This window comes from Roseisolibacter sp. H3M3-2 (genome assembly GCF_029211165.1).
In the GTDB taxonomy this organism is placed as follows: Bacteria; Gemmatimonadota; Gemmatimonadetes; order Gemmatimonadales; family Gemmatimonadaceae; genus Roseisolibacter.
In genome coordinates, this window is record NZ_JARGEK010000002.1 from 1 (window position 1) to 17,359 (window position 17,359).

Annotated in this window: 19 protein-coding genes and 1 pseudogene; 7 read left to right on the forward strand and 13 right to left on the reverse strand. The window is 75.7% G+C overall.

All coding sequences use genetic code 11. The features are described from left to right. Positions 1-870 precede the first annotated feature (870 nt). From PYV61_RS00330 to PYV61_RS00350, 5 genes are all read right to left on the reverse strand, one after another. On the reverse strand, positions 871-1,275 hold the full coding sequence (locus PYV61_RS00330; protein ID WP_275827098.1) for a hypothetical protein: 405 nt from the start codon (positions 1,273-1,275) through the stop codon (positions 871-873). 73 nt (positions 1,276-1,348) lie between these two features. Continuing rightward, complete coding sequence (locus tag PYV61_RS00335; RefSeq protein WP_275827100.1) at positions 1,349-1,849, reverse strand: hypothetical protein; 501 nt, start codon at positions 1,847-1,849, stop codon at positions 1,349-1,351. A 61-nt stretch (positions 1,850-1,910) separates the two neighbouring features. Next, on the reverse strand, positions 1,911-2,411 hold the full coding sequence (locus PYV61_RS00340) for a hypothetical protein (protein ID WP_275827102.1): 501 nt from the start codon (positions 2,409-2,411) through the stop codon (positions 1,911-1,913). A gap of 790 nt (positions 2,412-3,201) precedes the next feature. Beyond that, positions 3,202-3,738 (reverse strand): hypothetical protein, encoded by a 537-nt coding sequence (locus PYV61_RS00345; RefSeq protein ID WP_275827104.1) that lies wholly within the window; start codon positions 3,736-3,738, stop codon positions 3,202-3,204. Between the two features lie 156 nt (positions 3,739-3,894). Further along, entirely contained in the window at positions 3,895-4,821 is a 927-nt protein-coding gene (locus tag PYV61_RS00350) for an RNA polymerase sigma factor RpoD/SigA (RefSeq protein ID WP_275827106.1), read from the reverse strand. A gap of 614 nt (positions 4,822-5,435) precedes the next feature. Here PYV61_RS00350 and PYV61_RS00355 point away from each other — a divergent pair. Both PYV61_RS00355 and PYV61_RS00360 read left to right on the forward strand, forming a co-directional pair. Further along, positions 5,436-6,050, forward strand: coding sequence for a hypothetical protein (locus PYV61_RS00355; protein WP_275827109.1), 615 nt, complete (start codon positions 5,436-5,438; stop codon positions 6,048-6,050). 245 nt (positions 6,051-6,295) lie between these two features. After that, positions 6,296-6,754 carry a histidine kinase dimerization/phospho-acceptor domain-containing protein gene (locus tag PYV61_RS00360; RefSeq protein ID WP_275827111.1) on the forward strand — a complete coding sequence of 153 codons (459 nt, stop codon included), beginning with the start codon at positions 6,296-6,298 and terminating at the stop codon, positions 6,752-6,754. Positions 6,755-7,318: 564 nt separating this feature from the next. Here PYV61_RS00360 and PYV61_RS00365 read toward each other — a convergent pair. The 3 genes and pseudogenes from PYV61_RS00365 to PYV61_RS00375 form a co-directional block, all read right to left on the reverse strand. After that, positions 7,319-7,894 (reverse strand): annotated as a pseudogene (locus tag PYV61_RS00365) (carbonic anhydrase); the annotation flags it as partial. 38 nt (positions 7,895-7,932) lie between these two features. Beyond that, positions 7,933-9,441, reverse strand: a complete 1,509-nt coding sequence (locus PYV61_RS00370; protein ID WP_275827115.1) for a SulP family inorganic anion transporter — start codon at positions 9,439-9,441, stop codon at positions 7,933-7,935. A 304-nt stretch (positions 9,442-9,745) separates the two neighbouring features. Beyond that, on the reverse strand, positions 9,746-11,368 hold the full coding sequence (locus PYV61_RS00375; protein ID WP_275827117.1) for a Na+/H+ antiporter: 1,623 nt from the start codon (positions 11,366-11,368) through the stop codon (positions 9,746-9,748). 682 nt (positions 11,369-12,050) lie between these two features. On the opposite strand from PYV61_RS00375, the gene PYV61_RS00380 reads away from it, so the two are divergent. The 5 genes from PYV61_RS00380 (at position 12,051) to PYV61_RS00400 (ending at position 15,160) form a co-directional block, all read left to right on the forward strand. Next, positions 12,051-12,320, forward strand: coding sequence for a hypothetical protein (locus PYV61_RS00380; protein WP_275827119.1), 270 nt, complete (start codon positions 12,051-12,053; stop codon positions 12,318-12,320). Beyond that, positions 12,317-13,042 (forward strand): hypothetical protein, encoded by a 726-nt coding sequence (locus PYV61_RS00385; RefSeq protein ID WP_275827121.1) that lies wholly within the window; start codon positions 12,317-12,319, stop codon positions 13,040-13,042. The genes PYV61_RS00380 and PYV61_RS00385 overlap by 4 nt, the downstream gene beginning before the upstream one ends. A 98-nt stretch (positions 13,043-13,140) precedes the next feature. Continuing rightward, the gene (locus PYV61_RS00390; RefSeq protein WP_275827123.1) at positions 13,141-13,371 is read left to right on the forward strand and encodes a hypothetical protein; all 231 of its coding nucleotides are present in this window, start codon (positions 13,141-13,143) and stop codon (positions 13,369-13,371) included. A 118-nt stretch (positions 13,372-13,489) separates the two neighbouring features. Continuing rightward, the gene (locus PYV61_RS00395; RefSeq protein ID WP_275827125.1) at positions 13,490-14,071 is read left to right on the forward strand and encodes a hypothetical protein; all 582 of its coding nucleotides are present in this window, start codon (positions 13,490-13,492) and stop codon (positions 14,069-14,071) included. A gap of 615 nt (positions 14,072-14,686) precedes the next feature. After that, positions 14,687-15,160, forward strand: coding sequence for a DUF3597 domain-containing protein (locus PYV61_RS00400; protein ID WP_275827128.1), 474 nt, complete (start codon positions 14,687-14,689; stop codon positions 15,158-15,160). Positions 15,161-15,182: 22 nt separating this feature from the next. On the opposite strand, the gene PYV61_RS00405 is transcribed toward PYV61_RS00400, so the two are convergent. From PYV61_RS00405 to PYV61_RS00425, 5 genes are read right to left on the reverse strand one after another with little or no spacing between them, the layout of a single operon-like run. Continuing rightward, entirely contained in the window at positions 15,183-15,647 is a 465-nt protein-coding gene (locus tag PYV61_RS00405; RefSeq protein ID WP_275827130.1) for a group III truncated hemoglobin, read from the reverse strand. 18 nt (positions 15,648-15,665) lie between these two features. Continuing rightward, a complete protein-coding gene (locus PYV61_RS00410; protein ID WP_275827133.1) occupies positions 15,666-16,130 on the reverse strand; it encodes a hypothetical protein in 465 nt (154 codons plus the stop codon). Next, positions 16,130-16,462 (reverse strand): cupin domain-containing protein, encoded by a 333-nt coding sequence (locus PYV61_RS00415; protein ID WP_275827135.1) that lies wholly within the window; start codon positions 16,460-16,462, stop codon positions 16,130-16,132. Before PYV61_RS00415 ends, PYV61_RS00410 begins: the two co-directional genes overlap by 1 nt. Further along, the gene (locus PYV61_RS00420) at positions 16,459-16,728 is read right to left on the reverse strand and encodes a hypothetical protein (protein ID WP_275827138.1); all 270 of its coding nucleotides are present in this window, start codon (positions 16,726-16,728) and stop codon (positions 16,459-16,461) included. The genes PYV61_RS00415 and PYV61_RS00420 overlap by 4 nt, the downstream gene beginning before the upstream one ends. A gap of 5 nt (positions 16,729-16,733) precedes the next feature. Further along, positions 16,734-17,351 (reverse strand): SCO family protein, encoded by a 618-nt coding sequence (locus PYV61_RS00425; protein WP_275827140.1) that lies wholly within the window; start codon positions 17,349-17,351, stop codon positions 16,734-16,736. Positions 17,352-17,359 lie beyond the last annotated feature (8 nt).

Sequence of the window (17,359 nt, forward strand, 5' to 3'; positions counted from 1 at the left end):
CACGGCGCTGCAGAACGCCGCCTCGATCTCGGGGCTGCTGCTCACGACCGAGGCGACCATCGTCGAGCGGCGGTCGAAGGCGGCCGCGGGCGCGGAGGCCGGCGGGGGCGGGGGGATGGGCGGCATGGGGGGCATGTACTGACCGCGGCCGTCAGGCCAGCCGCACGCGACAGGCACGACGCAGCGAACCCGCACCGCCGGCCGAGCCGGCTGGAGCCGCTCATGGACCGGAACGGGAAGAAGCCGAAGGCTGCGCGCGCCGCCGACTCGCATGCGGAGCGCAGCGACACGAAGGGCAGGCGCGCGCCACGCTGGAACGGGTGAACGCCGAGGCCGCGCTCCAACGCGAGCGGAGCGGCGGCGGCGCGAACGGAGCGCCGAAGGGGAAGCGCATCGGCCCCCGCCGTGGGTGACGCATCGCTGCTGAGCCCCGCGGTCTCGCTCAGCGCGCGAAGCGGGCGATGACGCAGTGCCGTCCCGCGTCGTGCACCAGGTCGTCGAGCGCGGGGCCGGGCACCGCCGGCGCGGCCGCCTCGCGCACCAGCGCGACCAGCATCAGGCGCAGCGCGGCGTGCTCGCCTGCGGCCGAAGGGGAAGGGGATGGACCGACTGCTGCCCCCGCTCGGCGGTCGACAGGCGACGCTCCTGCGAGGTGGGACGTAAGACTCAATCGGATTCCGGCGGTCGGCCTGAAGCCGTGACGACCATACGGCGTCACGCGCCCGACGATGCACCCGCGCGCGGAGCCGTCGCGACGGACCGCCGGGTACGACACGCCGCGCGCCGACCCGGAGCACGCAACGGAACTTCGCGGCGGGCGCCGAGCGCGTGTGCGCCGACATGGCCCGTCGGGTCGCCGTCGCGCGGCGCTCACGGACCGTAGTAGGCTTCGAGGCAGGAGCACGCCGCGTCGCGTTCCACGGCGGAGCGTGCGTCGGTCGACAGCCCCGATGCGGCGTGCCGGCGCACCTCCGACGCGACGACGACGAGCGCGGCCGCCAGCGGCGCGCCGCCGCCCCGCAGCACACGGGTGTACGTCCGCACGGCGTCGGCGACGCGCTCCTGCCGGACCTCGTGCGCGTCCCACGAGTGGGGCGCGCCGGTGCGCTCGCCCTCGCGCGTGCGCTTGCCGACCGCGAGGCCGAGCGCCGCGCGCGCCGCCGGGGCGGCGCCGAGCGTGTCGTCGGGCGCGACGGCGGCGACCGGCAGGGGGAGCGGGTGCGCCGGCGTCCCGGGGGGCGGTTCGGGGAAGGCGTCGGGGGGCTGGTCGGGCATCGTCGAGGGAGCGGGTGGACGGCGTCGCCGGGAGGGCTCGAGGGTGCGGGCGCGGCGAGGCCCGCGCCCGCCTTCAGGCGGGCGGCAGCAGCGCTTCGAGCGCCTCGTTGGAGAGCGTGCGCCAGTCACTCGGGTACACCGGCTGGCGCCGGCGCGCCTGCGCCTGCGCGAACAGGAGCACGCCGCCGCGCGCCGGGTCTGTGGGCTCGGCCGGCTCGACCGGCTCTACCTCCGACACCACCCAGCGCGCGCCGGCGGCGTCGCACATCAGCCGCGGGATGCCACGCGCGCGCGCCTCCACGTCGGAATCGCGGGCGGCCGCCGGGGCGCCGCGCCGCGCGGCCCGGCCGTGCCGCAGGCGGCGGATCAGGTAGACGAACGTCCGCGGCGAGACGACCGCGTCGATCGTCGCCAGGGCGGCGCGCAGCGCCGCGTCATCCGCCGCGTCATCCGCCGCGTCGTCGCCGAGGGCGGGCGCGGACTCGCGCGCCGCGCGCAGCTCGGCGTCGATCACGGGCGCGAGCCGGACGAGCAGCACGGCGGCGTGTCGTTCGTCGACGGTGTCGATCATCATCCGAAGGCGTGCTCCGGCATGGGGGCGCGCGCGCGGGTGCGCGGCGCCGAGGGTCGTGCCGTCATCCGCCCGCCGCGTCCGTGCGCAGCTCGCACCAGTGCTGCAGCCCGTCGGTGTAGACGCGGGCGCCCTGCTCGCAGTAGAGCCGGTACTGCAGCGCCCGCGCGTCGGGGCGCGGATCGACCGACCCCTGCGTGGCCACCGAGCCCTGGTAGACGACGCCGTCGAAGACGAAGAGGTCGCCCCCGTCCCCCGCCGCGTGCGTGTACCGTAGGGGTAACGTCTCGGACGTCAGCAGCCGCCCGTCGCGGTCGAACACGTGCACGTCGAGCCACGCGCTCTTCACGAAGCTGAGGTTCCGCACCCACGCCTCGACGCGGAGCTGCGTCTGCAGGTTGCTCATGCCGCTCGCGTGCCCGCTGGAGCTCGGGAAGGCGTTCTCCTTCGTCGCCGCGTCCCCGGTGACCCGCAGGTGCGTGCGGTCGCTGATCGCGTTCTGGCGCAGCCGGACCGGCTGGGTCGGCAGGGCGACCTGCGACGGACGTGCGGGTTCGGTGGACAACTGTGTGGCCTCGAGGAATGGACGTGGATGCGAGCGCTCATGATGCCCCGTGCGTCGGCGGAGGCTCGATCGAATCGAGTGGAGTCCGCCCGAGGTGTGGCCCGGACGCCAGAGGTGCGCGGGGGCGGGCGGACGAGAGCCGGACGCGGACGCTTCCTACGCGTCGGCGACGACCGGCGGCGATCGCCCCGACGCCTCGGCGTTCGCCGGCCGTGATCGCGCGGCCGCCGCGATGGCGCGCAAGATCGCGGGGAGCGGCATTCCCGCGCGCTCCAGGTCGCGCGCGAACGTGCGGACGAGTGCCGCGTTCCGCTCGTCCGCCCGCCTGGGTGCCGTCTCGATGACACCGGACGCGTGAGCGGCGGGGTCGTCCGGCGAACGGACGGCAAGCGTGGGGACGGGCGATGTAGGCATGGGGAGACCGGGGGGGGGACCGGCGCGTCGGACGAGCGCTCGCGCGTAGCGGATCGCGCCGAGCCCGCGCAGCCGCTGCGCGGCGAGCACCCGGCCGACGGAGCGGCAGCCTCCACTCCTGAGCGCGCAGGAACGCGGCCGCCGTCGTGCGGCGTGCGCCTTCGGACGCCTGCGACCAGGCCTGCGTGGTCGCCGCGCGAGCGCCGGGGGCGACCGACAGGCCGACCTCTCCCTCGGTTCCGACGAGGACCACCCGCGGGGCGGGCGCGGCACCCGCCGGCGTCGCGGACAGCACCGCGGCATGGGCCCGCGCGGCGGAGCGCAGGTCCGGAGTGAGCGCCCGGTCGTCGAACGCGGGAAGCGCGCGAATGCGCGGTCACGCCGCTGTGGGGACGAGGAGCAGCGGTGTGGGGACGTCGCCGCGCGTCACCACCGCGTCCGGTGCCGTCGTGAGGCCCCCCAGCAGCATGTCGCGGAATGCGACGTCCACGAGCGCAGCTCGGCGTCCGCTCGAACACCAGGAACCGCCCGCCGACGGCAGGCCGAACCGGAGCGCACCCCCGATGCCGGTACTCCGTACGACGAGTATGCCATGCGCCGACTCCTCGGTGCTCATGGCGCGCGTGCTCGCGACGTCGGGGTCCTTCGTCTCGCCGACCGGGCAGGCGTACGTCCGCGAGTCCCGCGCCGACGCACGTTGGTCGATGTCGCCGGCCAGGGAGGGCCTCGTCTCCCTGCACGCAAGCTCCCGCGGTGCGCTGGCGCGCATAGCCACGTCGGCCTGGAGAGCGTGTGGGTTGCCGCTGGCGGCACCGCGCACGGCGACGGGCGCGGCGGATGGATCGGCGCAGGCGACGAGGGCGGCGCACCCGCCCGCGAGCGCGGCGAGCGGGATGATGGCGCTGCGCTGCATCTGGACCTCCGTCCTTCCGGCCGGCGAGCAGGCCGGCGGCGCACTCGCGCGGCCGGGAGTGACCCTCCCGCGTCGCGCGATGTGTGACGCCCATCATTGGGACGGCCGCCCCCGGCGGCAAGGGCGAATGTGCGCGTGCGTCGCGTCGGTCGGTCCCTACGCGCGGAAGTGCGCCAGCGACCTTCCCGCGATGGTGTGGCGCAAGCGCGCGAGCGCAGTCTCCTTGATCTGCCGCACCCGCTCCCGCGTGATCCCCAGGAGGGCACCGATCTGCTCGAGCGACAGTGGGTCTTCGCCGTCGAGCCCAAAGTAGAGCCGGAGGATCCTCGCCTCGCGCACCCGGAGCCCGCCGAGCGCGGCGGAGACGCCCTCGGCGAGCATGCGCTGGAGGAGCGGGGCGTCCGGCGCCAGTCCCTGCGTGTCTGGCAGGTGGTTCAGCAGCCCGTCGCCCGCGCCGACGGTCGCCGGCGCATCGAGTGAGGCGAGTGGCTGCGCCGCGGCCACGAGGCGGGACACCTCGACCGCGCTGATGTGCATCCCCTCGGCGATCTCGGCGTGCGTGGCCTCGCGGCCCAGCTCTTGGAGCAGCGTGTTGGCGCGCTTGCCGATGCGGTGCAGCGTCGCGATCTGGTGGAGTGGCACGCGCACTGTGCGGCTCTGCTCGGCCAGGCCCTCGAGGATCGCCTGGCGGACGTACCAGATGGCGTAGGAGATGAACCTGATCCCCTTGGTCTCGTCGAACCTGTGCGCCGCCCGGATCAGCCCGAGGTTCCCCTCGCTGATCAGGTCCGAGAGCGAGACGCCTTGGTTCTGGTACTTCTTCGCGACCGAGACGACGAAGCGCAGGTTCGAGCACACGAGCTTGTCGAGCGCCCCCTGGTCGCCGACGCGGATCCGGCGCGCGAGCGCCGCCTCCTCGTCCGGGCTGATGAGGGGGTACGCGCCCATGTCGCGGAAGTACTGGTCGAGAGCGTCCTCGCCGTCGCGCTGGCGACGCGGTCGGGCCGGTCGCGACGTGGCGTGGGCGGTGCCGACCTCGCTGTCATCGGGACGCGCGGGGCGCGGCGACAGGGGCGCAGTCATGTGCGGACCTCAACAGGGGCGGCGCCAGGACCGCGAGCACGCTGTTGGGGAGGGCGGATCGACCGACCCGCATCCCTCCGACCGCGTCTGGTGATGCGCAGCGGTCACAGTCAGCACGGAAGCTAGCGGGGTCGGTACGCCAGACAACACAGGGCGCGCGAATCGTGGGCGCCGGGCGTTCCGCGGGGCATGGCACGGTCGAGCATGGCGGGGTGTGCACCACACGCCCTTGTGGGCACACGGTCGACCACAGCAGCTTGCAGGAGCTGCGGGACGCCACCAGCACGCAGCACACGGCCGCACGACTCGCGCGGCGGCCGCGGAGCTCACCGGCGTTTCTGGCGACGCGTCATCACCGGTACCGTCGCCATGCCGTCGCCGACCCTTGCCGTGGCGAGCGCCGCCCCCGGTCCCCTCGTGGTCTCCGCGGGCACGGGCCCCCGCGCCGTCGGCGCGGTCGCGCCGGAGACGGTGGCCCGTGTGCGCGCCGCGACCCGCGTCGCACGGTCGGGCGCGGGGCTGGACGCGGGTCGCGACGTGCCATCGTCCGCGGCGTTCCTCTGCGCGCATCGCGGCGCGGCGTGTGAGCGCGCAAGGGGTTCGGTGGGGGGCACGTGCGCACGCTTCTGATGGACGACGGCCGGACGTGCGTGCTGCTCGGCTCCGGCGTCCGCGATCACCAGGGGGTGGAGCCGGTGCGGGGCGCCGTGCCTGCCGAGATCGTGTCCTACATGCTGCCCGAGGTCGTCGGGCAGTGCACGTTCCCGGGCGACTGGGAGTCGCGCGGCCCCGAGGCGCTGCGCGCGCTCCTGCTGCACGCTGCGCGGCACGTGCTGTCCGGTCAGGTGCCGCCATTCGACGGGCCACGCGGCCCGCAGGTGCGCGACTTGGTGATCCGCGCCGCGACCATGCCAGCGGCGCGGCTTCGGGCGCTCGCCGCGGCCGACGCCCCGCTGCACCGCGCGCGGGCGGTCGTGACCGCGCTGCTGGTCGGCGACCCGCGGCGCGCGCACGCGGTGGCGCGCCTGCCGCGGTACCTGGAGCACGCGGCGTCGGTGGTGCTCGCGCGAGAGGATCACGACGGCCGGGCGCAGCTCACGCCGCGCGAGGTCGCGGACGCGGTGTTGTCGGCGGCCACGGCGCTCGTCGCGTGCGACAGGCCGGGACTCCACACGCACACCCGTGCGGCGGTCGCGTACCGCGCGCTGGTCGCGCCCTTCGTGCAGTGACGCGCCGCCCCGACTTCACCCTTGCCCACTGGGGAGCGATCCGCGGCGAATGGGAGACGTTCGCCCGCACGGGCATGCCCGCCAGTACGCCGATGAGCGACGCGGCGCGACCGCACCGCAGCCGAGCGACGCGGCATCGGGCGAGGGGACAGCGGAGTCACGCGGGACTCTGAGGTCGCCGAGTTCCGCGCCCTGCGCGCGCGAGGGTGATCTGCCCGTGGGTCGCGTCCGCGCGGACGCACGACGTGGTCGACTTCGAGCACCTGACGCGCTTCCACGAATCAGTGGACCAGGCGCTCGCCGGGCGGGTCGAGCGCTTCAACCGGGAGGTGGAGGAGGCGAAGGCGGCGTCCCTGGCGATCCTCGAGCACGACCTGCGTACGCCGCTCGGTGCGATTGGCACCCCGGCATCGCTCATGCTCGAGATGGGTGAGCTGGAAGAGCCGCACCGGACGTTGGCGGGGCGCATCGTCGGGAGCGTGCGGCGCGCGCATGCTGTAGGCGACCTGCTCGACTTCACCAGGAGCCGCCTCGAAGGCGGGATCCCAGTCGCGCGTGTGGAGACGAGCTTCGGTCGCGTCGTGCGCGACGTCGTCGACGAGCTCGGAGCAGCCCACCCTGAGCGGCGGATCCGCGTCGACACGCGCGGGGCGCAGCGCGGGTGGTGGGACGCCGGGCGGCTCGGCAAGGCCTGGGCAACGTGACCCGCGACGCGGTGCAGCACAGGACGTCCGGCGCCGCGGTGACGGTGGAGATCCGCGGCGCCTCCGATTCGGTGGCCGTCGTCGTGCACGACCGCGGCGCCGTGATCCCGGACGAGCAGCTCGCCGGCATCTTCGACCCGATCAAGGCGCTGCGGGCACCGGACCGCGTGCCGGAGACGGGGCCTCAGGGCAGCCTGGGGCTACGCATGGCTGTGCGCATCGTCCCCACGCGCGGAGGCCACATCGCCGTCGAATCGTCGAAGGCCGACGGCACCACCTCTACTCTCTCTACTCTGCACCTCCCCCGGACCGAGCCGCCGGCGATGGGCGACGGCCCGACGCCCCGGCGACCAGCGGGGGTCGGCCGCCGTCGGCCGCGAGTCGCTCGACCACGCGCGCCGCGATGCGGTCGACGAGTTCGTCGCTCGCGAGCGACTCGGCCGCGGGGGACGCCGCGGTGCCGTCACCCGCGCGGCGCGTCATGGGCGGCGGCCCGGCCGGGACGCCGGACAGGCGACGCGCCGCCAGCTCGTCCGCGGCGGCCGGCGAGTCGATCGCGGTCGCGAGCTCGCGCAGCACACCGTCGCGCATGTCGTACACGAGACCGTGCAGCAGCGGCCGACGCCCCTTCTCCCACGCCTGCTGGATCACCGGGGTCACGCTGAGGTGATACAGCTGCTCGAGCACGTTCAGCTCGACCACGCGGTCGAACCGCGCCTGCGCGTCGGCGATCGCGTCGAGCTCCGGCTTGTTCCACCGCACCACGTTGCGGATCGGACCGAGCCAGTGGTCGACGAGCCCGTACGACTGCGTGCCCATGGCGGCGCCCACGCCGCCACACCCGTAGTGGCCCGTCACGATCACGTGCTTGACGTCGAGCACCTCGACGGCGTACTGCAGCACGCTCATGGCGCTCAGGTCGCTCGGCAGCACCACGTTCGCGATGTTTCGGTGCACGAACAGCTCGCCCGGCCCGGCGCCGGTCGCGACCTCCGCCGGCACCCGGCTGTCCGAGCAGCCGATGTACAGGAATTCCGGCGTCTGCCGCGACACGGTACGGGCGAAGTAGTCGGGGTCGGTCGCGGTCCGCGCAGCGGCCCACTCCCGGTTGTACGTGATGAGGCGGTGGAAGGCGTCCACGGGAGCCGGATGGGGGTTCGGGTAGCCTGCGTCGTCGGTCAGTGCGCCGGCGTGGTCTCGACCTCGGGCACGCCCACGAGGCGGTAGTCGATGCCGCGCGCGCGCGCCGTCGGCCGGAAGTCGAGCAGGGCCTCGAGCGCGTCGTAGTCGAAGCGCTTCGTCCGACGGCCGTCGATCTCGACGCGGCTCCCGGGGGCGAGGGCGTCGAGGGCGCGCGCGATGCCCGCCTTGCTCAGGAACGTCACGTGGTCGGGCAGGGCGTAGCGCGTGAGCACCGCGCCGGGCGGACTGACCTGGGTGAACGCGGGCTGCCGCAGGTGCTGTACGAGGATGAACGTCAGCCCGACCACGAGCCCGATGCCGATGCCGACGAGCAGATCGGTGAAGAGGATCGCGGCCACCGTGGCCGCGAACGGCACGAAGTGGCCCGGCCCGACGCGCCACGCCGCGCGCCAGAGCGCAGGGTGCGCGAGCTTGTAGCCGGTGAAGCACAGGATCGCCGCGAGCGCCGCGAGCGGGATCCGGTTCAGCACTGGCCCGAGCGCGAGCACCGCCACCAGCAGCAGCACGCCGTGCAGCACGGACGACAGCCGGGTGCGTCCGCCGGCGTCGATGTTCGCCGAGCTGCGCACGATCACTCCGGTCACCGGGAGCCCGCCCAGGAGCCCCGAGCACACGTTGCCGAGCCCCTGGGCGAGCAGCTCCCGGTTCGCCGGCGCCTCGCGCTTGAGCGGGTCCAGCTTGTTCGTCGCTTCGAGGCTCAGCAGCGACTCGAGGCTCGCGACGATGCCGATGGTCGCCGCGAGCGTCCACACCGCCGGGTCGCCCAGCGCGGACCAGTCGGGGCGCGGGAGCTGGGCGACCACGCCGGCCGGGCCGCCCCCGGTCGGGAGGGCGACGAGGTGCGTCTCGCGGATCGCCCACGCGGGCCGGATCGCCTGCAGCAGCGTGTTCAGCCCCACGCCGGCCGCGACCACCGCCAGCGGGGCCGGGATCAGCCGCACGCGGGCGAGGGGGGTGCGCGGCCAGAGGATCAGCACCGCGAGGCCGACGAGGGCGGCCGCCACCGCGCCGGGCTGCACCTGCTGGAACGCCTGCGCGAGGGCGGAGAACGTGGTCTCGCCGTCGCGCTCGAGGTACGAGAAGTCCCCCACGTAGTCGGCGTCGTAGCCGACCGCGTGCGGGATCTGCTTCAGGATCAGGATCAGCCCGATGGCGGCGAGCATCCCCTGGATCACGGCCGACGGGATGTAGTAGCCGACGAGCCCCGCGCGGGCGGCGCCGAGGACGAGCTGCAGCGCGCCGGCGAGCACCACGGCGGGGAGGAGCCGCGTGAAGCCGCCCACCTGCTGGACGCCGGCGAACACGATCGCCGTCAGGCCGGCCGCCGGGCCGCTCACCATGAGGGGCGCCCCCGACGCGAACGCGACGACCAGTCCGCCGACCACGCCGGCCACGATCCCGCTGAGGAGCGGCGCGCCCGAGGCGAGCGCCACGCCGAGGCAGAGCGGGAGGGCCACGAGGAACACGACGAGCGACGCGGGCACGTCCGCGCGCCAGTGGGCCAGTGGGCCGCGCGTCCCGTCGGGTGCGATAGGCGGCTCGCGTCGCGCGGTGGCGGGAGGCACGGCGGGCGCGCTCGGGGTCGGGCGCTGGGTGGGGCGTGCGGTCACGAGGAGGAGTCCCGGGCGGGTGGTGCGCCCGCCGGGACGCGGCGTCGCACGCGGCCTCGCGCGCGGTGGCGCGCGGCGAGGCAGGCCGCCGCAGCATCGCGAATTGCGGGCTCGCGCCCTCCGCGTGCCACGACTCGGGCCGCGCGACGTGCGGCGGGCGGAGGCCGCGCCGGCCCGCTCAGTGGGCGTCTCGCACCCGGATCGCGTCGAGCCTCTGCTGGAGCCTCCGTGCGGCGGGCGCATCCACGTCGGTGCCGGCACGCACGACCTGGAGCTCGGCATGCTCGATCTCGTGCAGCCGTGCGAGCAGTCGGCGCGTCTCGTCGTGGAGTCGCGCCGCGCGCGCCTGCGCGGTGTCGCCCGGCGGACTCGTCGTCGGCCGTCGTTCCTGCCGGCCTTCCAGACGCTCGATGCGGTCCGCGTAGATTCCGCGCACCCGCTCCACGGCATCCGGAGCCGCGCGGAGCTCGCCGCCGACGGCATCGAGCCGTCGCAGCGCCGCCCGAGCCATCCGCAGCTCGGCGGCGAGCTCCTGCACCTCGGCGCGGCCGGCCGTCGCGCCGACGCCGAGTCGCCCGATCAGGGCCGGCAGCGTCAGTCCCTGGCCGACGAGCGTCACGAGGACCACGCCGAAGGTGACGAACACGATCAGCCCTCGGCCCGGGAACGGTCGACCGTCGGCGGTCGTGTGCGGGAGCGACAGCGCGAGTGCGAGCGAGACGACGCCCCGCATCCCCGCCCAGCTCACCACCGCGAGCACCCCGGCGCGCGGACGCGTCGCCGCGCCGTCCGCGCCGTCCGGCTCGAGCACGCGGCGCACGCTGTGCGAGAGCCACGCCGTCCCGAACACCCAGAGCGGCCGGACCAGGATCACCGTGAAGCAGACGAGCAGGGCGGCCGTCAGGCCGCCGGAGCGGTCGGATAGCCCCTCCACGGCGGCGGGGAGCTGCAGGCCCACGAGGACGAACGAGAGGCCGGTGAGCAGGAAGTTGAGCATCTGCCATACGACACGCCCCTGCAGTCGACCCGCCGCGCCGGCCGCCAACACCCCGAACCGGCTGAGGTAGAGCGCGAGCGCCACGACCGCGAGCACGCCCGAGGCGTGGAGGCGCTCCGCGGGGAGGAAGGCGCCGAAGGGGAGCAGCAGCGTCACCGTGCTCTCCACGGCGGGGTCGCCGGCGCGGCGCAGCGCCTGGCGCCCGAGCCAACCCACGGCGACGCCGACGGCGACGCCTGCGGCGGCCGCGTACGCCACACGCAGCGCCGAGGGCGCGAGCGCGAAGGCGCCTCCGGCGATGGCCACCCCGCTCGCGACCTGGAACGCGACGAGCGCGGTCGCGTCGTTCACCAGCCCCTCGCCCTCGAGGATCACGACGAGGCGGCGCGGCAGGTGCAGCGTGTCGGCGATGGCCTTGGCCGCCACGGCGTCGGGCGGCGCGACGATGGCGCCGAGGGTGAAGGCCGCGGCCCACGAGAGGGTCGGGACGAGCGCGTGCGCGACCACCGCGACGGCGGCCATGGTGGCGAGCACCAGCCCGACGGCGAGGAGCAGGATCGGGCGGGCGTCGCGACGCAGTTCGGCCCACGAGGTGTCCTGCGCGGCGGCGAAGATCAGCGGCGCGAGGAACGCGACGAGGACGAGCGACGGCGGGAGCGCGACGCGCGGCACCCCCGGCGCGAGGGCGAGGGCGAGCCCGCCGAGCGCGAAGACGATCGGGTCCGGGAGCGAGGCGCGACGGCCGACGGCCGCGAGGAGCGCGATCGCGGCAAGCAGCCCCAGGACGACGGCGAAGTCAGGCATCGCCTGCCGCGTCGGCTGCCGAGCCGAAGGCGGCGTGTGGCCTCACCGCGAGCGTGCACACGACGGCGGGTGGCGGACGGTGGGGCATGACACCTCGGCGAGCGGACCGGGCAGGCGCCCGGCGCGGGCGTCCCCGACCGATCCCTTCCACGCGACTCGCGCACCAGCCGCCAGGGCCGCGGCCACCGCCGGTCGTCGAGCGCATGCGAGCGGATGCCGGCCCGCCCCGTGCGAGGGCGGCGACCGCGGCGAGCCGTGGACGCCCGCCGACCAGGGGTGACACCGAAGTCCGCGGCCGAGGCGCGTGGTGCAATCCCCGGCCCAGCGTCGGCGCGGGGGCACGAAGCGCGCGGGCGGGCGAGCCGCGAATCCGTACGCGACGCGGAGGCGGGGGCTGACGCCTCGCGTGCCGTGCGGCGGGGGAACATCGGTGGCGCCGCAGTGTCGGATCTCGGGCGATGACGGGTCGCATCCACCAGATCCCGTCGCATGCGGGCGCGTCGTGCGTCGCGTGCCACGGCCGGATGGACTTCAGCGCTCCTGGCGGCGCCCTCCGAGAGGTGCCCGCATGTGCCCGTCCCCCGCCGCCGGCCCCGCCGGCGCCCTGAGCCGCGCCCCCGTCGCCGCCGTCCCCCCGACCGGGAGCGCGGCGCCGCCGACGGCACACGCGTCCGCTGGCTCGATGGCCGACGCTGACCTGCGCATGCTGCTGGCCCGTGCAGACGCCGGAAACGACGGGCCGCTGCGCGCGTTGGTGCGCGGCTACGTGCAGCAGCGGCACGCGCTGCGCGCCGTGCTCGCGTTTCTCGCCGCCCGGGAAGGGGGTGCGGCCATCGCCGACGTGCCGGCGCTCGCGCGGGCGCGCGCGCTCGTCGAGCCCGCCGGTGCGCAGGCCGCGTCGGTCGGTGGGGAAACTCCCGGCCGTGAAACCGCCGACGGAGTGGTCTCGTGACCGCGCCGCGGGGCGACGCCGCAGGACGGCCGGCATCGCCCGCGTCTCTCGAGACGCTGCACGCCCGAGCCGACGCGCACGCGCGCGCCATCGCAACCGATCAGCGGGTGCCTGGGGCACAGGGGGCCGACGAGGCCGCCTGGACCGCACACGCCGTCGTGCTGGACCGCCTCGCGGCGAACCGGCGGCACGCGGAGGCCCACGGCTGGACTTCGTGCGCGATCGAGCGGGTGTCCTCGGGCGGTCGCTTCGAGCTGTTCGGCGTGCCGCCCGGGAGCGCCCTGCGCGCGCCGGTGCCGGAGCCGGCGGCGGAAGATCGGGACGTCGCGTGGCGCGCATTGCGGCGCGCGGCCGCCGCGTGCGCCGCCGCGTTCGCGCCACGGGGCGGGCAGGACGGCGATCGACGCGCGCCGTCGACGCCGCAGGGATCGGCCGCACGGGACCAGACACGCGAGCGGCTGCCGCGCGCGGGCGAACGCGCCGGGTGGCGCGCGCAGGACGCGGCCCGGGATGCCGCGCACACCGTGCTCCTCACCGCGGTGTCCGTATACACGCGGGCGCTGCGCGTGGAGGGCTGCTCGGCGCGTCGGGCGGCGGGGGCGGTCGCACTGGCCGTGCACGCCGGGGCCGGGTCCGCGTCATCCACGCTCGACACGGCGTCGCTCGCGCGGCTGGTGCACGATGCCGGCTGCCGGAGCGTGGAGGCCTATTACACGCGCTGAGCCCGCGCTCCGCAGAGGCGACCGGTCGCCCGGCCGTGTCTCGCCCGTGCGGAGTCCGCGCCGTCACCCGTCGCCACCCGTCTTCCGGAGTCCTGACCATGCGCACGCCGTCGCACGACCCCGGGCCCGACGCGGCACCCCGGTCGCCCGCCTATGAGGAGTACGAGGGCACGCCCCTCTGGGCGGCACTCGGGAGCGCGCTCGCGGACCTGACGACGAGGCAGGAGCTCGTCGTCGGCACCGCGCCGCACTACGTGCTCGGCCACCTGTGCCAGGAGCTCGCGGCCAAGCGCGCGGTGCAGGAGGCGGCACTCCGCCGCGTCGAGTAGCCCGCGCGACCTGCACGCGTCGACGTGGTCGTTCCCCACGCGCTCGACTCCGTACCCCCAGCCGCTCCTGCCAGGGGCGCGTGCCGGGCCCGTACGGTTCCCATTCCGGTGTTGCTTCATGTCGAATCCGCGCGTCCTGCGCTCCACCCGTGCCACCACCGGCGCCCGGCCCGCGCCCGCCGCCCACGATCCGGTCACGGGCCTGCCGACCACCGCCCAGGCCACGGAGGCCCGGCGCGCGTCGGACGGGCCGCTCGCGACGCTCCGTGCCGCCTTCCTCGCGGCGGTGGCGCGCGACACGCCGGGCTCGGACCTGGCGCGCTACACCGTGGTGCTGGACGACCTGCTCGCCTGGGCCGCGGCTCGCGTGGACCGCGTGGTCGCCGCGCCCGCCGCGGGGACCCTGGGGGGGATCGCCTTCGGCCCCGGCACCGGCTCCACCGGGCCGCGCTGGTGCATCCGCCCGGTCCGGGGCGAAGGCCCGGTGGTCGAGGTGCTGCCGTCGTCCGGTGTGGCGCACGAGGCGACGCGCGAGCGGGTCCGGGCGCTCTTCAACGCGCACTCGCGTGCGGTGCTCGGCCCGGAGGCGCGGCTGCGCATCGGGTTCGGCGCGCTGAAGAACCCGGCCGCGCGCGCGGCGCTCCTCGCGCTGCTCGACGAGCTACTGGGCGGCACCGCCGCACCCACCCTGGGCGCCTAACCCGCGCCGCGGCGTCGGACACGCCCGTACGCAGTGTTCAATGTCCGGTTGAATGCGAGATGGACGCCGCACCGTACCTCTCCGGTCTCGTACCGGAGGGCGCGCGCGTCGCGCCTTCCCCTCCCGGATTCGCCGTCTCTCGCCGTCGAGCGAACCCGCTTCCGAGCCGCGGGTGGCACAGTGACCACCGAACGAGCGCAGGCGCCCGCTGTGTCAGAACGATCCTGACACGGGACGTCAGTTGTGACGAGATCCAACCACTCCGCGTGCCGCGAATCGCCAGACGCCATACGGGCTCTCTAGCCGGCCAAGCCCCAACAACCTGCGACACGCGACACTCCGAGGGGAACTACCAGTCGTACATCGAGAACCTGAAGCGCCGGAAGGGCGCGGACGCGGACCAGCCGCACCGGATCGCGTACAGGAAGCTCGTGCGCGCGTAAGCAGCCGCTCGTGCCCGCGATGCGTCAGCGGCCCGGTCGCCCCGTGCGGGGTGGCCGGGCCGCTCGCTCTGCTGCTCGCCCGAGCGCCGGGTTCGCTATGGGAACCAAGCGGTCCTCTCCTTGCTCCGCCCTACGCCGCGGTTCCTACCACCCCGACACAGCGAGGCGAGGCGTGAGCATCTTCGGGAAGCTCTGGGACAGGATCACCGACGCGAGCAAGGCCGCCGTCGGGAAGGACGCGCCAGCCAGGCCCGCCGCGACCGGCGCCGCCGCGGCGCCCGCGCCACGCCCCCCGGCGCCCGCCCCGACGCCGGCGCCGATGACGCCGTCGACGCCGGCGACGAGCGCCGCGCCAGGCGGCACCGCGTCGGCCGCCACCCCGTCGGCGCCGGTCGACGTCGAGGCGATCATGATGGACCTCGAGGCGAAGAGCGGGCACAAGAGCAACTGGCGCTACTCGATCGTCGACCTCATGTCGCTGCTCGGCATGGACAACAGCCTCGCCGACCGCAAGGAGCTCGCACGCGAGCTCGGCTACACCGGCGACATGAGCGACAGCGCCAGCATGAACATCTGGCTGCACAAGCAGGTGATGAAGCGAATGGCCGAGAACGGCGGCAAGGTGCCGGCGGACCTCCTCGATTGAGCGGCGGCGCCCCCGCGCCGGATCACGCCGGGCGGCCGTTCGCGCCCGGCGCGGCGCCGGCGAGGACGCGAATCGGCGCGACGTCCGGCTCCGCGGGATACGCGGCCTCCGGCGTGAGATGCAGCCGCAGCTGCATGCTGTACGCGACGCGGTGCCCGAGCGCCTTCATCCGCTCGGCGACCGGGCCCGCCCACCCGCCGTCGACCACCGCGTCGAGCGTGCGCAGCCAGCGTGTGAAGTGCGCGGCCGTGAGCCCCGGCATCGTCGCGTGCGGCCGGAACGCGTTCCCCTGGTACCGCCCCGACTGGAAGAGCAGCGTCGACCAGAAGTCGGCGATGCGCGGGATGTGGGCCGCCATGTCGAGCGGCGCGAAGTACGGCGCGAGCATCGCGTCGGCGCCCATCGCGTCGTAGAACGCGGTGAGCAGCGGCTCCAGCGCGTCCTCGTCCACGTCAGGCCGGACGGCCTCCGACTCTTCGGCGTGCATCAGCATCCGTCGCGCCGCTCACGCGCCCGCGGCGCGCGGCGCGGCGGCGGCTCGGCGGATCGGGGTGGTGGCGGGCGCGGCGTCGGGCCCCGCGCCGTCGAGGGTGCGCCAGATCAGGTAGGCGAAGGTGTACGCGCCCGCCGCCGACAGCGCGCCGCCGACCGCCAGGACCGGGGTGCCGAGCGCGGAGCCCGCGGCCCGCAGCACGAACCCGGCGGCCATCAGCGCGAGCCCCGCGTTCGACGCCCACCAGTGCCACGGCCCGGCGCGGCGCCCGTACAGCGGGTGGCCGCTGAAGCGCGGGATCACGTGGTACGCGACGCCGTAGATCATCATCGTCACGAAGCCGAGCAGCACCATGTGCACGTGCGCCGGCCGGTACGCCGTCCACGCGGGGCGCGCCGCCATCGCGACGCCGAGCGTGACGCCCAGCGCGAGCCAGGCGAGGCTCGCCTTGAGGAAGGCGCGGACGAAGCGCTCCATCAGCGGCTCCCGGGGCGCGGGGTGATGGTGGCGAGCAGCAGGAGCTCGCCGCCCTCGGCGCGCATCCCGTGCAGCTCGTCGGGCTGGAAGACCGCGACGTCGCCGGCCGCGCACGCGCGCTCGCCGTCGCCGCCGGAGAGGACGCCCGCGCCCTCGAGCACCGCGAGCGTGACGGTGGACGCGCTGCGGTGCGGCGGCACCGCCTGGCCGGGCGCGAGGCGGAAGACGACGAGCCGCGCGTCGGGGCCGTCGTGCAGGACGGCGGTCGCCGGGCGCGTGGAAGAGGCGGCGTGCGCGGCGCGGGCGGCGGCGCGCGGGTCGAGGGTGATCATGCGTCGCGTCCTCCGCCGGCCGCGGCGGCCGCCACGGCGGCGAGCAGTTCGGGGAGCGGGACGCCGACGTCGGCGGCGGCCGCGGCGAGCGTGGCGGCGCCGCCGCAGCACGTGTCGACGCCCAACGCGTTGAGCGGGGCGACCGACGACGGCCAGCGGCGGAGCGTCTCGTTGACCGAGAGCGTCGGATCGATCCCGGCGGCGCACGCGGCCGGGGCGGAGGGGAGCGGGTGCATGGCGGCGGGGGCGTGAGGAGAGGAGAGCATGCGCGTCAGCGCAGGAGGCGTCGCACCGCGTCGACGGTGCCGGCGGCGGCGGCGCCGAGGCCGACCTGCTGGTGCACGGGCGCGCCGTCGGCGTCGAGCACGGTGATCACGTTCGTGTGCGCGAGTTCGCCGCCGCCCTCGGCGTCCGCCTCCGGCTGGTAGCGCACGCCGAGGGCGGCGGCGACCTCGCGCACCGCGTCGGCGTCGCCGTTGAGCAGCGTCCAGCGCGCGGGTTCGAGCTGCGTGCGCGCCGCCCACTCGGCGAGGCGCCCCGGCGTGTCGCGCTCGGGGTCGAGCGACACGAGCACGAAGCCCACGGCGTCGCGCCGCGCGGCGGGGAGCGACGCCTCGACGCGCTTGAGGTCCGCGACGATCAGCGGGCAGGTCGCGTGGCAGTTGGTGTAGACCATCGCGACGACGCGCGGCCGGCCGGCGAGCGACGCGAGCCGAAGCGCGGCGCCGTCCTGGTCGCGCCACGTCGACGGCAGGTCGTAGAGCGAGTAGCGCTCGCCCGCCGGCGCGGTCTCGGCGGCCGGGTCGGGCCGCGCGGCGCCGTCGCACGCCGGCGCGCTCGCGAGCGCGGCCAGGGCGAGCGTGAGGGCGGCGAGGGTGGGGCGGCGCATGGGGGCTC

What these genes read in the sequence shown, in the direction of transcription:
- PYV61_RS00330 (WP_275827098.1), bottom strand. Translation starts at nt 1,275, where the DNA reads ATGCCCGACCAGCCCCCCGACGCCTTCCCCGAACCGCCCCCCGGGACG.
- PYV61_RS00335 (WP_275827100.1), bottom strand. Translation starts at nt 1,849, where the DNA reads ATGATGATCGACACCGTCGACGAACGACACGCCGCCGTGCTGCTCGTC.
- PYV61_RS00345 (WP_275827104.1), bottom strand. Translation starts at nt 3,738, where the DNA reads ATGCAGCGCAGCGCCATCATCCCGCTCGCCGCGCTCGCGGGCGGGTGC.
- PYV61_RS00350 (WP_275827106.1), bottom strand. Translation starts at nt 4,821, where the DNA reads ATGACTGCGCCCCTGTCGCCGCGCCCCGCGCGTCCCGATGACAGCGAG.
- PYV61_RS00375 (WP_275827117.1), bottom strand. Translation starts at nt 11,368, where the DNA reads ATGCCTGACTTCGCCGTCGTCCTGGGGCTGCTTGCCGCGATCGCGCTC.
- PYV61_RS00380 (WP_275827119.1), top strand. Translation starts at nt 12,051, where the DNA reads ATGGCCGACGCTGACCTGCGCATGCTGCTGGCCCGTGCAGACGCCGGA.
- PYV61_RS00390 (WP_275827123.1), top strand. Translation starts at nt 13,141, where the DNA reads ATGCGCACGCCGTCGCACGACCCCGGGCCCGACGCGGCACCCCGGTCG.
- PYV61_RS00395 (WP_275827125.1), top strand. Translation starts at nt 13,490, where the DNA reads ATGTCGAATCCGCGCGTCCTGCGCTCCACCCGTGCCACCACCGGCGCC.
- PYV61_RS00405 (WP_275827130.1), bottom strand. Translation starts at nt 15,647, where the DNA reads ATGCACGCCGAAGAGTCGGAGGCCGTCCGGCCTGACGTGGACGAGGAC.
- PYV61_RS00410 (WP_275827133.1), bottom strand. Translation starts at nt 16,130, where the DNA reads ATGGAGCGCTTCGTCCGCGCCTTCCTCAAGGCGAGCCTCGCCTGGCTC.
- PYV61_RS00415 (WP_275827135.1), bottom strand. Translation starts at nt 16,462, where the DNA reads ATGATCACCCTCGACCCGCGCGCCGCCGCCCGCGCCGCGCACGCCGCC.
- PYV61_RS00420 (WP_275827138.1), bottom strand. Translation starts at nt 16,728, where the DNA reads ATGCTCTCCTCTCCTCACGCCCCCGCCGCCATGCACCCGCTCCCCTCC.
- PYV61_RS00425 (WP_275827140.1), bottom strand. Translation starts at nt 17,351, where the DNA reads ATGCGCCGCCCCACCCTCGCCGCCCTCACGCTCGCCCTGGCCGCGCTC.